The 14,574-nt window shown below is 78.2% G+C and carries 7 protein-coding genes; 4 read left to right on the top strand and 3 right to left on the bottom strand.

All coding sequences use genetic code 11. The annotated features are described in order from the left end of the window. The 4 genes from ftsY to BM064_RS15400 all read left to right on the top strand — a co-directional run. A partial coding sequence (gene ftsY, locus BM064_RS15415) for a signal recognition particle-docking protein FtsY (RefSeq protein ID WP_092860815.1) occupies positions 1-1,033 on the top strand: 1,033 nt, incomplete at its 5' end. Positions 1,034-1,382: 349 nt separating this feature from the next. After that, positions 1,383-2,291 (top strand): DMT family transporter, encoded by a 909-nt coding sequence (locus tag BM064_RS15410; protein ID WP_092860813.1) that lies wholly within the window; start codon positions 1,383-1,385, stop codon positions 2,289-2,291. Between the two features lie 118 nt (positions 2,292-2,409). Next, on the top strand, positions 2,410-2,775 hold the full coding sequence (locus BM064_RS15405) for a DUF6152 family protein (protein WP_092860811.1): 366 nt from the start codon (positions 2,410-2,412) through the stop codon (positions 2,773-2,775). Positions 2,776-2,785: 10 nt separating this feature from the next. Beyond that, positions 2,786-3,238: a hypothetical protein gene (locus tag BM064_RS15400; protein WP_092860808.1), complete on the top strand. Its 453-nt coding sequence runs from the start codon at positions 2,786-2,788 to the stop codon at positions 3,236-3,238. Positions 3,239-3,401: 163 nt separating this feature from the next. On the opposite strand, the gene BM064_RS15395 is transcribed toward BM064_RS15400, so the two are convergent. The 3 genes from BM064_RS15395 to BM064_RS15385 all read right to left on the bottom strand — a co-directional run bounded on the left by BM064_RS15395 (position 3,402) and on the right by BM064_RS15385 (position 14,555). Beyond that, the gene (locus tag BM064_RS15395; RefSeq protein ID WP_218161050.1) at positions 3,402-3,980 is read right to left on the bottom strand and encodes a fasciclin domain-containing protein; all 579 of its coding nucleotides are present in this window, start codon (positions 3,978-3,980) and stop codon (positions 3,402-3,404) included. Between the two features lie 112 nt (positions 3,981-4,092). Continuing rightward, positions 4,093-12,663, bottom strand: a complete 8,571-nt coding sequence (locus BM064_RS15390; RefSeq protein ID WP_092860806.1) for a hypothetical protein — start codon at positions 12,661-12,663, stop codon at positions 4,093-4,095. Next, positions 12,660-14,555 carry an ATP-binding protein gene (locus tag BM064_RS15385; RefSeq protein ID WP_092860804.1) on the bottom strand — a complete coding sequence of 632 codons (1,896 nt, stop codon included), beginning with the start codon at positions 14,553-14,555 and terminating at the stop codon, positions 12,660-12,662. The genes BM064_RS15390 and BM064_RS15385 overlap by 4 nt, the downstream gene beginning before the upstream one ends. Positions 14,556-14,574 lie beyond the last annotated feature (19 nt).

Here is a 14,574-nt window from a genome sequence, read left to right as displayed (position 1 = left end):
CGAGGCGCCCCCCGCCCCCCCGCGTGAGACGCCGCCGGCGCCCCCCCCGGAGATTCCCGCGGAGGTCCCCCCCCCGCCCGCCGAGCCCCGGCGCGGCTTCTTCGCCCGCCTGCGCGGCGGCGAGACGGCGCCCGCCCCCGCGGCCCCTGCGCCCTCCGTCCCCGCACCCGCCCCCGTGGCCGCCCTGCTGATCGAAAAGCGCCGCGTCCTCGACGACGCGCTGCTCGAGAACCTCGAGGAGCTGCTGATCGCCGCCGACCTCGGCGTCGAGGCCTCGCTGCGCATCTCCGCCAACCTCGCCGAGGGCCGCTACGGCCGGAAGGTCGGCGCGAGCGAGATCAAGCGCCTGCTCGCCGCCGAGGTGGCCCGCGTGCTCGAACCCGTGGCGCGGCCCCTGCCGCTGACCGGCCAGAAGCCGCAGGTGGTGCTGGTGGTGGGCGTCAACGGCTCGGGCAAGACCACGACCATCGGCAAGCTCGCCTCCCAGCTCCGCGGCGCCGGCAAGAAGGTGGTGATCGCCGCCGGCGACACCTTCCGCGCGGCCGCCGTCGAACAGCTCCAGGTCTGGGGCGAGCGGGCGGGCGTGCCGGTGCTGACCGCCCCCCAGGGCTCCGACCCCGCCTCCCTCGCCTTCGACGCGCTGACCAAGGCCCAGGCCGAGGGCGCGGACCTGCTGATGATCGACACCGCCGGGCGCCTGCAGAACCGCGCCGACCTGATGGCCGAGCTCGAGAAGATCGTGCGCGTGATCCGCAAGAAGGACCCCACCGCGCCCCACAACACCCTGCTGGTGCTGGACGCGACCGTGGGCCAGAACGCGCTGAGCCAGGTGGAGCTGTTCCGCAAGGCCGCCGACGTCTCGGGCCTGGTGATGACCAAGCTCGACGGCACGGCGAAGGGCGGCGTGCTGGTGGCGCTCGCCGATCGCTTCGGCCTGCCGATCCACGCCATCGGCGTGGGCGAGACCATCGAGGACCTGGCCCCCTTCGACCCCGACGAGTTCGCCCGCGCCCTCACCGGGGCCGACGCGTGAGGCATCCCTCGGCCGCGTCCGGCGCGCCGCGCCCGACAGCCCGCAGCCGGCCGACCCGGGGCGGCCCCGCCGCCCGCGCTCCCGATCCGGCCTCCGCCGCCACGCCCGCCGCCGGCCCCGCCCGCCCCGCGCCCGACCTCGCCCCGCCGCCGCGGGCGCCCGGCCCGCCCCTGGCGCGCCCGTCGCGCGGCGGCGCCCGGCGTCAGCCGGGCCCGGGCCGGCCCCGGGCCTCGCGCCCGCATGCCGGGGGAGCCGCCGCGCCGCCCGCCCGCCCGGGGCCGGCGGGGCGCCCGCGGCGGCAGGCCGGCGGCGCGCCCGGGGCGGATGGGGCGAGCGGCGGGGCCTGCGCGTGACCGACTGGATCCTCTCCGTCGAGGGCACGCCCCTCGCCGGCAGCGTCGCGCTGGGGCTGGCGCTGGTCTCGGCCGTGGCGCACGCGATCTTCGGGGCCCTGCAGAAGTCGCGCTACGGCCCCTGGGACAGCCGCGGGGCGATCGACTTCTTCGTCTTCACGATCTCGCTGACCGCCGGCCTCTTCGTCCTGCCCTGGCCGCAGCCCGGGCTCTGGCCGATCCTGCTCGGCGTCTGGGTGATCCACACCGTCTACAAATGCGTGCAGGCCATGGCATACACGCGGGGCGCCTACACCGTGGTCTACCCCGTCGCCCGCGGCGCCGCGCCGATCTGCACGGTGATCTTCGCCTCCCTCGCGCTGGGCGAGCGTTTCACGCCCGGCCAGTGGGCCGGCGTCGCCCTGCTCTCGGGGGGGATCATGGCGCTCTCGGGCCTCAACCTGCGCGGAAAATCGCTGCAGTCCGAGACGATGCTCGCCGCCATCGGCCTGGCGCTTCTGACCGGCGTCCTGATCGCCGCCTACACCACCTACGACGCCTGGGGCATCCGCCAGTCGGCCGACCCGCTGGTATTCCTCGCCTGGTTCTTCGTGGCCGACGGCTGGACCTTCCCGATCCTCGCGATCCGCCGCCGCCTGCGCATGGCGCCCGCCGACCGCCTGCCCCTGCCGCCGCTGCTGCTGCGCGGCTTCATCGGCGCGCTGATCGCCTTCGTCTCCTTCGGCGCGGTGATGCTCGCCACCCGGCTCGACAAGGTCGGCGAGGCGGTGGCGATGCGCGAGACCTCGGTGATCTTCGCCGCCCTCATCGGCTGGGCGATCCTGCGCGAGCCGGTGGGCCCCGCCCGCGCCGGCCTGATGGCCCTGATCGCCGCCGGCGCGGCGCTGGTCCAGATCGCCGCCTGAGGCCCGCGCTCCCGCGCCCCTCCCGGCATCGTGACGCGACCGCGCTGGACCGGGCGGGCGGAACGCCCGACCTTCTCCCCCACCGTCCCCACGACCCACCGGCCCCGGGAGATCCGCCATGCACGCCCTCCGCCTGCCCCTCGGCGCGGCGCTCGTCGCCGCCCTCGCCCTGCCCGCGCTCGCCCACCACGGCTGGCGCTGGACCACGGGCGACAACATCGAGCTCACCGGCGTGATCCGCGAGGCGCGGCTGGGCAACCCCCACGGCGTGCTGACCGTCGAGGCCGGGGACGAGACCTGGACCGTCGAGGTCGGCCAGCCCTGGCGCAACGAGCGCGCGGGCCTGACCGAGGCGATGCTCGCCCCCGGCGTCGAGGCGACCTTCGTCGGCGAGCCCTCCGCCGACGTCGGCGACCGGCTGATGAAGGCCGAGCGCATCGTGATCGACGGCCGCACCCACGACCTCTACCCCGACCGCACCTGAGCCGCGGCCCATGTGGGACTGGCTCGCCGCCCTCCCCCCGGCCGAGGCGATGCGCAGCGGGCGCTGGCTCTACGCCTGGGTCAGCGCGGCGCATGTGGCGGGGCTGGCGCTGCTGGTGGGCGCGATCGCGCCCCTGGACCTGCGCCTGATCGGCCTGCGGCGGGACCTGCCGCTGGCGCCGCTCGCGGCGCTGCTGGTCCCCGCGGCGGCGACGGGGCTGGCGCTCGCGCTCGTCTCCGGCGCGCTGCTGTTCCTGGCCGCGCCCGCGGACTACGCCGCGCAGCCGCTGTTCTGGGGGAAGCTGGCGCTGGTGGCGCTCGGCGCCGGCTCGGCGCTGGCGATGCACCTCGGGCCGGGACTGGCGCTCGCCTCGCCGGCGAGCCTGCGGCGGGCGGGCGCGATCTCCCTCGCCTGCTGGGCGCCGGCGCTGGTCGCGGGGCGGATGCTGGCCTTCGTGGACTGAGCGCCGCGCGCGACCGCCTCCGTCCCCGGCCGCCCGCGCGGCTTCGGAAACAGGCGCGGCCGGCGCCGGGGGAGACGCCGGCCGCTTCCCCGGACCCCGCCATGCGGGAGTGGGTGCGAGCGAAGACCGGTAGGACGGGCTCCGGGGTTTGCGGGACGCGGGCTCAGCCCTTGGGCAGCAGCACCGTGTCGATCACGTGGATCACGCCGTTCGACTGCACGACGTCTGCGATGGTGACCGAGGCGACGTCGCCCCGCTCGTCCTCGATCATGATCATGCCGTCGTTGTTCCACACCCGCAGGGTGCAGCCGCCCAGGGTCGGCACCGGGTGCACGCCGCCGTCGTCGGCGATCATCCCCTTGATCGCCTCCGACATGGCCTTGGCCGAGACCACGTGGCAGGCGAGGATCTTCTGCAGCGTCGCCTTGTTCCCCGGCTCGAGCAGGGTCTGCACCGTGCCCGCGGGCAGCGCCTCGAAGGCGGCGTCGGTGGGGGCGAAGACGGTGAACGGCCCCTCCCCCGACAGGACCTCGACCAGGCCCGCGGCCTTCACCGCGGCGACCAGCGTCTCGTGGTCCTGGCTGTTCACGGCGTTCTGCACGATGGTCTTGTCGGCGTACATCGGCGCGCCGCCCACCATCGGGTTCTCGCCCGCCATGTCGGAGGAGGCGAGCGCCGCCGCCCCCATCGAGGCGACGAAGGCGAAGGCGGTCAGCGCCGAGGCGCGGCGGATGTCGGTCATCGAACCTCTCCTGTCTTGCGCGGCCCCGTGCATGCGGCGCCGGTCGAGGAGAGCTACGCCCCCGGATTGGAAAGGTTTCCCATTCACGCAGCCGTGATCGGAACCCCGCCCCTCAGGGCTGCACAGGTCCGGTCAGGAACGACACGCCGGCCTTCTTCAGCTTCGCGGTCACGTCGCTGCGCCGCGGCTCGGTCGGCCGGGCGTTGGTCACCGCGAGGCGGATGTCGTAGAAGGCCATCAGCCGCGCCAGCCGGGGCCCGTGCCGCTCGAGGTCGAAGCTCTCCGGCGAGAACTGGTCGCGCACCGCCGCCGCCGCCTCGCGCAGGCGGCGGGGCACGTCGGCGACCACCGGGTCCACCTCCACGTCCGCGTCGCGCAGCGCCTGCAACTGGAGGTCGAGCGCGTCGGCGTCGTCCTCCATGTTCTGCGCCAGGGTGCGGGTCAGGGCGGGGACCTCGTCGATCTCGGTCTCGCCGCCCCGCACCGACCAGGCCTTGTCGTCCACGTAGAGGATCTCGCCCGTCTCCCGGTTCACCCCCAGCAGGTCCGAGCCGGGGGCGTTGGGCTCGTTGCGGGTGGCGTGCGGGCCGCGGTCGGGGTCGGGCTCCTGCGCCCATTTCAGCACCGCGAAGGGGGCGTCGACGGGATGCACGTCGCCGTCGATGGGCACGCCGAAGGTCTGGAAGGCGCTCTCCACCTCCGAGACGCGGGGAAGCTGGGTGCGCCGCTGGTGGCCGCGCATGTAGCCCAGGAAGCCCTCGGCGGTGATCTCGCGCGGGGTCGCGCCCGCCTCCAGCCCGCGGTTGTGGGCGGCGACGTGGTCGCGATAGGCGCGCCACTGGGCGAGGAGGTCCCACTCCCCCGCCGCATCGGGAGGCATGGTGGCGTAGGCGAAGCGGCGCAGCGCCTCGCCGTCGGGGTGGTCGAGGGCGCGGGCCAGCTCCTCGCGCCCCTCCACCTGCACGGCGGGATCGTCCAGCCGCTCGCGCGCGGCGGCGAGCACGGGGGCCTCGGCCTCCGCCATCTCGTCGCGCCGCAGGCGGCCGTAGCCGTAGCGCTTCGTCGCCCCGTCGAGCTGCGCCGAGGGATCGTCGTAGAGCCGCGCATCCGCCGCCAGCATCGCCTCGACCTCGTCCGCGCCCATGCCGTGCTCGGACCAGCGGGCGAGCCGCTCGGCCGCCTCGCGCCGGAGCTCGGCCTCGGGCGCGTCGGGGCGGTCGTCGCGGGCGCGGGCGACCAGCACCTCGGCCAGCGCCTCCGCCTCCGTCTGCGACAGCCGCCGGCCCAGCGGTTCGGCCAGCCGCTCGGCCAGGCGCTCGCGGGCGCGCAGCCGGCCGTCATGCGTCTCGGCCAGCAGCATCCGGCGCATGTCGTCGCCGCCGACCAGCAGCAGCTCGTCGAGGCGCCGGGCGGCGGCGGGGCCCATGCGCGCCTCGATCATCTCGCGCACGCGGGCGACGGCGGCGTCGCCGGCGGCGCGCATCTCGGGCGTCTGGGCGGCCGGCTCGGCGGGCGGCGGCGCGCGGGGGCGTTCGTCGACGCTCCAGTCGATCTCGGCGAAGGCCCGGTCGACGGGCGACATCGCCTCGCGCGCCGCCGCGCCCGGGGCCGCGCCCGCCGCATCCGCCGCCGCCGCCAAGGCCTCGGCGGAGGCCTCGGGCGCCGGACGCCGCGCGGCCTCGGCCGCCTCCGCCTCGGCCAGCGCCCCGCGGGCGGCGGGCGCCGCCGCTGCAGCGTCGGGCTGCGGGCCGGGCGGGCGCGGCCCCGCCTCCGCCGGCGCGGGCGGGCCGTTCCCGGCGTCGCCCGCAGGCGTGCGGGGGAGGTCGGGGGGCAGCGGCGCCTCGCGCGTGGCCGGCCCCGCCTCCAGCGCCCGCGAGACCCGCCGCGCGGCGCGGGGCGAGCGGATCATCACCTGGTCCCCGGTCCCCGTCCCCGTGGTCCCCAGCCCGCCCAGGTCCCCCACCACCACGTCGGGGTCGAGGCCATGGGCCCGGAGGAAGGCGTTGAAGGCCTCGGACCGGTCGCCCCGCGTGGTCACGTGCACCCAGTGCGAGGGATAGCCCCCCGGATCGGCGATCACCGCCTCGATCTGCGCGCGGGTCATCGCGGCGCCGATCGGCAGCAGCGGCCGGCCGAGGAACTCGATCCACAGCTCCCGGTGCGCGCCCCCCGGCCGCACGTCCACCACCGAGCCGAGCTCGGAGAGCGGCAGGCGCGCGCGCATCACCTCCGGCGCCGCCGTATGGCGGGGGTCGTCGGGGCCGCGCGCCTCCGCCTGCGCGAGGCCGCGCGCGCTTCGCGTGGTGCGCTCGGCATAGGCGAGGCCGTCGGCCTCGGTGCGCGCCATGTAGAAGCCCTGCCCGAAGTCCTGCTCCGCCGCCGCCGCCCGGGCCACGTCCACGCCCTCGCGCCGGATGGTCCCGGCGTGGCCGGAGTGGGTGCCGTGCAGCAGCGTCTGCGCCGGGCCCTCGTCGAAGGCGGTGGGCATGGCGCGGCCCGTCTCGGCCATGAACCAGCGGGCGTAGGCGTCGAGCGTGGGGAAGGCGTGCGCCTCCGTGCGCCCGGTGCGGGGGTCGTGGAACTCGACCCGGAAGCGGGCGTCGGGGCTGTCGGGGTCGTAGGCGAAGCGGGTCGAGGGCTGGAGCTCCCCGCCCACGTTGATCTCGGAGACGCGCGCCCCGCCGCCCGCGGCCCGGCTCTCGCCCATCAGCACCCCGAAGTCGCCGTCGGCGCCCGAGGGCAGACGGTGCGCGCCGAGCCGCCCGTCGGTCGGGTCCACGCCCGGCTGGTGGTGCGCCTCCAGCTCCCAGCGCCCGGCGTCGGCGTCCAGCAGCTCCTTCCAGCGCTGGGCCATGCCGGCGGCGGCGGGACCGGCGAGCCCCTCCTCCCCGGTTCCGACCGAGACCACCCGTTCCTCGCCCTGCACCACGATGTATTCGCCGGTCTCGGCGTTGCGGTAGATCGCGGCCTCGCGGGCGGGGTCCTCGCCGATGCTGGCGCGGTACATGGTCAGGTGGTCGTCGAGCGAGGTCGCGTCCGCCGACTGCATCACCGTGCCCTCGGGCATCGGGTCGTGGCGGGTCAGCGGGCGGGGCGGGCCGCCCATCGCTTCGGGCAGCGGCGGGGGACCGCGGCGGCCCGGGGGCGCGCCCTCGCCCGCCATCCGCGGGGCGGCGGGCGCCTCCGCCGGCAGGCGCGGGGACGCAGGCGCCTCCGCGGCGGCGCCTGCGGCCGCGGGCGGCGCCTCGGCCTGCGGGCGCGGCGCCGGCGGGACCGGGGCGGCCTCCGGCTCGGGCCCGGGGATGCGGACGGGGGCGACCTCCTCCGGGCTCAGGCCCAGCTCCATGCCCACGCTCATCGCGTCGAGCGTCTCCGCAAGCTCGCGCGATTCCGAGCTGGTGGGCGGCCTGCGCGCCGGGGGCGGCGCCGCCTCGCCCTCCGGGCGCGGGCGCGGCGCGGCCTCCACCGGGGGCGCCTCCGCCGCCGCGGGCGGACGGGGGGCCGCGGGCGCGAGCTCGGGCGCCGCTTCGCCCGCCCCCGTGGGCCCCGAGGGGCCGGAGGGCCGGCGCACCCGCCGCGGCACGATCCGGCGGTGCATGGCGCGCGCAAGCCCGCTGTCGTCGCCGTAGCGCTCCGCATGGGCCTCGCCCCAGCCCTGCACCGCCGCCTGCCCCCCGGCCTGCAGCACCGCCGTCACCCCGTCGTGAAAACTGCCCACGTCCTTCCCGCGGGAGTGGTCGTAGGCCCGCTCGAACGCCGCCGTGCCAGAGCCGGTCACGCCCGAGCCCACGCCCCGGATCAGCGCCTGCGCGCCGACCCCGTAGCGCTCGGCCCCGCCGGCGGCGGCCGAGAACGGGCGCATCGTCCCGGCCGAGATCCCCCCCGACATGAAGCCGCGCAGCATGGCATGGGTGAATTCCTCGCCGAAGCGCCCCTCCTCCCAGGCCTTGTCGTCCAGCAGCGCCTGCCCGCCCGAGCCCATCGCCCCCGAGATGCCCCCCACCAGCACCTCGTCCATCAGCCCCAGCGAGCCCGCGAAACGCCCCCCCTGGGACACCACGAAGCGCTCCAGCGCCTTCTCCCCGACCGAGAGCCGGCCCGAGAGCGCGCGCACCGCCGTGCCGCCGCCGCGCATCCCCGCGCCGATGGCCGCCCCCGCCCCCGCGGTCGCGGCCTGAACCACGGTCATGGCGAAGTCCTGGGCCATCTCCTCGTGCCCGTAGCGGTTGCCCTTGATCGCGGCGTTGACGCCCATCGCGGCGACGCCCGCCCCCATCGTCACCAGCACCGGCAGCCAGATCGAGGCCGCAGCCCCCCCGGTCAGCGCCGTGGTCGCCACCGCCGCGGTCAGCACGATCGCCGTCGAGATCACGTTGGCGACGCTGTCGACGGCCTGCTTGTAGCCCTCGGCCGCGCCCTTGGCGCCGATCATCGCCTGCGCCAGCGCGGTGGCGTCCGTCCCCGGCGGCGGCCGGAAGCCGCCCGTCTCGTCGAAATTCCCCAGCGTGACCGTGCCGCCGTCGCCGTCGGGGATGCGCAGGCGGCCGTGGGCGTCGAAGTCGCCCTCCTCCACCCCCGCCGCGTCCAGAAGCGCCCGGTAGTTGGCGCCCAGCCGCTCGTACTGCTCGCCCCCCGCGGTCGGCCCGAACCAGGAGCTGTCGGCGCTTTCCTGCTGCTGGCGGGCGGTCAGGGCCGCCGCCTCCATCCGCTCGCGGTCGTTGCGGGGCACGCCGAGGCTCAGCACCTCCAGCTCGTTGGCCGCGTCGCCGGAAGTCTCGGAGTCCCACCAGTTCCCCTCGTCGAAGAGCCCGATGCGCTCGTAGAGCGGCGGGCCCCCCGGGTGGGCCGCGTCGTAGGCGCGGGTCGCCGCGTCCACCTGCTCGCGCGACATCGAGCCGAACTGGGCCCTGAGCACCTCGACGCGCGTGCCGGCGCCGTCCATGGCGTAGTTGAAGGCGGCGACCGCCACCGCGGGGTCGTGCAGCTCGCCCGTGGCCATCGCGCGCAGGTACTCCCCGCGGGAGGGGTCGTCGGTCCCCTCGGCGAGGCTGTCGCCCAGCTCCCGCCGGATCTCCTCGGGGTCGCGGTCGGGGGCGTCGGGGCCGTTGCGGTAGAGGTTCAGGAGGCGGAAGGTGTAGTCGCGCCGGGCCCGCGCCTCGGCCGCCCGGTCGCCGGCCGCGGCCACCGCCTCGGGGTCGAGCGGGTTGGCGAGCCCCGCGTTCAGCTCCGGATCGTCCAGCGCCTGGCGCACCCGCTCGTCCTTGGCGCCGCCGGCGCGGCTGTCCTCGACCAGCAGGGTCGCGGCGCGGACCTCGGGGCTGTCGGAGGGGAACTCGGCGAGGTTGCGGATCAGCAGCCGCTGCTCGTCGCGCACCCGGTCGACGCGCCGCTCGTAGCCGCCGCCGCCTTCGGGGCCGCCGGTGTTCTCGTAATAGACCACGTCGCGCGTGGCGTAGGCGATCAGCGCCTCGCGCCCGGTCAGCGGCTCGCCGTCGGCGCCGCGCTGGACGGGGGCGGCGTTTCCCGCGGCGGTCAGGATCTCCTGCCAGGCGGCCTCGCGGCGGGCCTCGGTCTCCTCGGCGGTGTCGAACTCGGTCGCGCCGGCCAGCGCCGAGCTTCCCGCCCGCCCCTCCGCCTGACGCATCAGGTCCACCGTCGCGTCCGCACGCCGGTCGCCGCGCTGGCGGGCGAGCTCGGCCATGCGGTCCTGCATCCGCAGCCCCTCGGCGGCATTGACGTCGCCCTCGAGCAGCAGGTCGAAGACCTCCCGGTCCTCCTCGTCGAGATCCTCCGCCACCTCCGTCAGCAGGCCCGAGGCCTCGGCGCTCTCGCGGAAGGCGGCCATCTGCACGGGGTCGAGGGAGGCCATCACCTCGTCCACCCGCTCGGAGTCGTTCCACAGCACCACCGCCGCCTCCAGCTCCTGGCGCACGGCGTCCTGCGGGCGGCCGTCGAGCCAGGCCATGGCGGCGGCGATGTTGCGCCGGATGGTGGCGCCGGTGTGCAGGCCGTTCCACATCTCGCGCCGGATCTTGGCGCGCAGGTCGCCCGAGTGCTGCTCCTCCACCGCCGCGCCCCGCGCCGCGGTCAGGCCGCGCAGGGGGCGCAGGATGGTCTCGCCGTCGGGGAACACCGGCGCGAAGGCGGAGCGCAGCTCGTTGTAGCGCTGGGCGACGTTCGAGGTGACCGTGTCCCGCCCTTGCGTGATGCGCGCGCCGACCGGGGCGTCGCCGGTCTTCGCGTCCTCCCCGGTCGCGCGGGCGCGCGCGGCGAAGACGCTGGGCGCCTCGACGGTGGCGGCGGGCTGCGGGGGGCCGGCGGGGGTGGTCTCGGCCCCCTCCCCCTCGCCGCCACCGCCGCCCTGGGTGGGCTCGGTGCTCCAGGCGCCTTCCAGCGTGGTCCAGGCGTCGCGCAGGTCCGCCTCCAGCGCCAGCACCATCGCGTCGAAGCTCTCGCTCGGCTCCTCGGGATAGCGCGCCAGCACGGCGGCGACGGGCTCGGCCATCCGCCGCACGCCGGGGCGGGAGGACTCGGCGGCCTCTGTCAGCCCCTGCGCGGTCTCGGACCCCATGGTCGCCAGCGCCTGCGCCGCGCGCGAGGCGGCCTCGACCAGCCCCGCCGCCGCCTCCGCCGTCTGCGCCCGGGCGCGGTCGAGCGCCCCGGTCGCGCCGCGGTCGAGGGTCGAGGTCTGGTCGTGCACCTTGCGCGCCGCGGTCTCGGCGGCGGTCCGCACCGTCTCGCGCACGATGCGCGCGAAGACCTCGGGCGGCTGGCCGCGGTTGGCGAGCAGGCTCTCGCGCAGCATCCGCAGCGTCGCCGGCTGCGCCTCGGCGAGGCCCCGGCGCGCCTCCAGCGACGCCTGCCCCGCGGCCTCCAGCGCCCCGGTCTGGGCGCGCGCCGCGCCGCGGGCGGTGGCGACGAGCCCGTCGCGCTGGGCCGCGTGCTGCGCGGCCATCGCCTCGCGGGCCGCCCCGGCGCTCTCGCGCAGGCTCCGCTTCAGGCGCTTCTCCGCCGTCTCCAGCCCGCCGAGCGCCGCCGTCTCCTGGCGCGCCACGTCCGCGGGCCCGCGGGTGCGGAAGCCCGCGAGCAGTTCGTCGAAGGGCGCCAGCGCCGCGATCAGGTCCTGCTGGAGCTGCAGGCCCGCGTTCAGCAGCCGCGCCGCATGGGCGTCGCGGTCGATCCCCATCTTCTCCGAGCGGGTCTCGGCGACCGGCGGCACCCGGGTCTGCAGCACCTCGTCGACCGCGCCGCGCATCGCCTCGCCGCGGATGTTTCCCGGCCAGGGCGGCGCGGGCGCCTCGGCGAGCCCGGTCAGCGCCGCCTCCCCGTCGTCGCCGGTGTCGGAGATCTCGTCGCCGCGCTCGGCGGCCCAGGTCTCCATCGTCGCGCCCTCGTCGCGGTGGTCCCGGGTGGCCGTCTCCACCGCCTCGGCGCGCTCGCGCAGCACGTCGCGCACGTGCTGGGCGGCGCCGGCGATGCGCCTGCGCCCCGCCGTCGCGATCCGCCCGGCGAGCGCCTTCGCCGCGGTCTCGCCCGCGTCGACCTCGGCCAGAGCCGCCTCCAGCCCCCGGTCCGTGGTTTCCAGCGCCGCGTCGAGCGTCGCCTGCCGCCGGTCCGCGAGCGTCTCGGCCAGCGCCCGGAACCGGGCCTGATCGGCCTGGGCCTGGGCGCCGATGCGCCCGTGCAGGCGGGCGAGCTCCGCCGCCGCCCGCTCCCAGACCTGCGCCGGATCGGGGCCCCGGTCCTCCGCCGGCGGGGCCTCGCCCTCCTGGCGCGGGATCGTCCGGGGCGCGACGTCCAGCCGCCGGGGCGCGTCGAAGCCCGCCACCGAGGCGTCGAGCGACAGCCGCCGGCGGGCGAGCGGCACGCTCCCCCGCGCCGCGGCGACGACCGTCCCGCCGCCGCCGCCCGCCGCGCCGCCGCCGCCCCGTCCGCGCCGGCGCCCCCCGGGCCGAGCCCGTTCCTCCGGCGACGCCTCCTCCTCCCCGTCCGAGCCCGCCGCCCCGTCGCCTTCCGCCGCCGCTTCTCCGTCGCCTTCCGCCGCCGCCTCCGACCCATCCGCGCCCGCGGCGCCCGCCTCGCCGCCCCCGGCGGCCGCGTCTCCGCCCTCGGCAACCGCCTCTCCGGCATCCTCGCCCGGGGTCTCCGCGGCGTCCGTCGCCGCCTCGGCCACGGTCCCATCCCCGGAGACCGGCGCCGCCGTCTCCCCGGCCGCGGGCGTCTCGGCCGTGGCGGCGGCCGGCGCCCGCAGCCCCGTCGCCGACGCGCCGTCCGGCGGCGCCGGGTCCTCCCGCGCCTCGCCGAGCGCGCTTCCCGCCCGCGCCTCCGCCGGCCCCCGCGCGATGCCGCGCGGCGCCGGCGTTCCCCGCTCCCGCTCCCCGTGGCGCGCCTCGCGGCGGGCGAGCGCGCGGGGATCGCTCTCGGGCGGGGCGCCGGGGCCCTCGGGCGGGCGCAGGTAGGCGGGGCGCGGCAGGCGGCCGCCGGCCTCCGCCCCGCCGGCCCCGAGCCCCGCGTCCAGCGTCGCCGCGATCCGCGCGTCGAGCCGCGCGTCCGTCCCCGCCGCCAGCCGCCCGGGCTCTGCGCGCGCCTCGAGCCGCGCCTCCAGCGCCGCCGCCCCCTGCAGGCGCGGGACCGGCGGGCCGGACGCCTCCCGGCGGCGGGTCAGAAGCGGCGGCCGGCTCATCTCCCGCCTCCCCGTGCGCGGGGCGCGATGCGGGCGGGCGCCGGGCGGCCCAGCTTGGCGTATTCCTCCGCGATCCCCTGCCAGAGGTCCGCGGTCTCGATCCCCCGCTCCGCCGCGGCGGCCCGTGCGGCGGCGGCGAAGACCGCGTTGCGGATGTGCCCGCCCGCAAGGTCCGCCCCGATCGCCAGCGCGTCGATCTCTGCCGCGGGGACCGCGCAGGCCTCGCCCAGGTGCGCGCGCCACAGCGCGGCGCGGGCCGGCGCCTCGGGCATCGGGAAATCCAGGATCGCGTCCAGCCTGCGGGTGAAGGCCGGATCGAACCGCTCGCGGTTGTTGCTGGCCAGGATCGCCACGCCCTCGAAGCTCTCGATGCGCTGCAGCAGGTAGTTGGTCTGCGCGTTCGCGTGCCGGTCATGGGCGTCGCCCACGTCGGTGCGCGCGGCGAAGAGCGCATCCGCCTCGTCGAATAACAGCACCGCGTCCGCCCGCGCCGCGGCCGTGAACAGCCCGTCGAGGTTCTTCTCCGTCTCCCCGATCCACTTCGAGGTCAGCGCCGCCAGATCCGCGCGGTAGAGCGGCAGCCCCAGCCGGGCGGCGAACCAGCTCGCGGCCAGCGTCTTGCCGGTGCCGCTCTCGCCCGAGAACAGCGCCGCGAGCCCGGTCCGCGGCCGCGCCGCCGCCGCGGGGCCGAGCCCGAGATGCAGCCGGTCGCGCACCCGCGCCCGCGCCACCAGCGCGGCCATCGCCTCGCGCAGGGCGGCGGGCAGCACCAGCGCCGCGTCCGAGGGCGAGCCGGGGACCAGCCGGGCGGCCGGCGCCAGCCCCGCGGCCCCGCCGGCGGCCGCGAGACGCAGGTCCTCCCACCCCGGCGCGTCGGCGCCGCGGGCCTGCGCGCGCGCCCGGGCCCCCGCCGCCACCTCGGCGATGCGGGCGGGGCCCTGCCGGAACCCCTGCGCCGCGCGCAGGGCGTCGTCGGGCGCGAGGCCCGCGCCGCGCCACAGCCGCGCCCGCTCCCCGGTCGAGAGCGCGGGGGGCGTCCAGTCGACGGGGGGCGGGTCGGCCTCGACCAGCCCCTCGCTCCCCGCCAGCGCGACCCAGGGGCCGGCGTAGCCCGCAAGCGCGGGGGGCGACCAGCTCTCGCCCGCCGCGAGGGCGGGGGAATAGACCGGCGCGAGACCGCTCGCCAGCAGCCAGGGGCCGAGACCCGCGGGCGGCGGCGCGTCGGCGGGGACCTCCGCCCCCGCCAGCCCCGCCGCGCGCAGCGCCACGGAGGCCAGGCGCAGCCCCTCCGCCCGGGCGCCGGCGCGGATCACGAGGCCGGGCGTCCCCGCCATCGCCGCCCCGCGCCCGGCGGCGGAGGCGAGCGTCGCCTCGGGCAGCGCCAGGCGCGTCTCGGCCAGGCGGCGCGCGCCCGGCGGGGCCAGCGGGCCGCCGCGCAGGGCCGAGACCACCGGCAGCGGGATCGAGAGGCTGCGCTCCGGCAGGGCCGCGGGCTCGTCGCCCGGCACGATCAGGCCTGCGGCGGCGGCGCGGCCGGCGGCCAGCCCCTCCGGCGTCGCCCCCAGCGCCTGGAAGCAGCGCGCCGCCAGCCCCGCCAGCGGGCGCGAGCCGCCCAGCGGCGCCTGCGCCTCGGCCACCGCGCGGGCGGCCTCGGCGTCGGTCTCGGCGGCGAGGATCAGGGCCGCCGCCATCAGCTCCGCGTCCGACAGCCCCAGCGCGTCGGCGAGGCGCGCCAGCGCCCGGTCCCCCGGCTCCGGCTCGGCCCGCAGCGCCGCGACCGCGGCCGGCAGCGCCAGATCCGAGAACGGCTGCACCGCCGCCGTGACCGCGCCGAGCGCCGCCAGCGCCAGCTCCGGCAGGGCGGCGCGGGAGATGGGGGCGGGGGCGTTCATCGGCGTCTCCGGAAGAGGA

Source organism: Albimonas pacifica (assembly GCF_900113695.1).
Taxonomy (GTDB): domain Bacteria; phylum Pseudomonadota; class Alphaproteobacteria; order Rhodobacterales; family Rhodobacteraceae; genus Albimonas; species Albimonas pacifica.
This window is presented reverse-complemented; position numbering and strand designations above follow the sequence as displayed.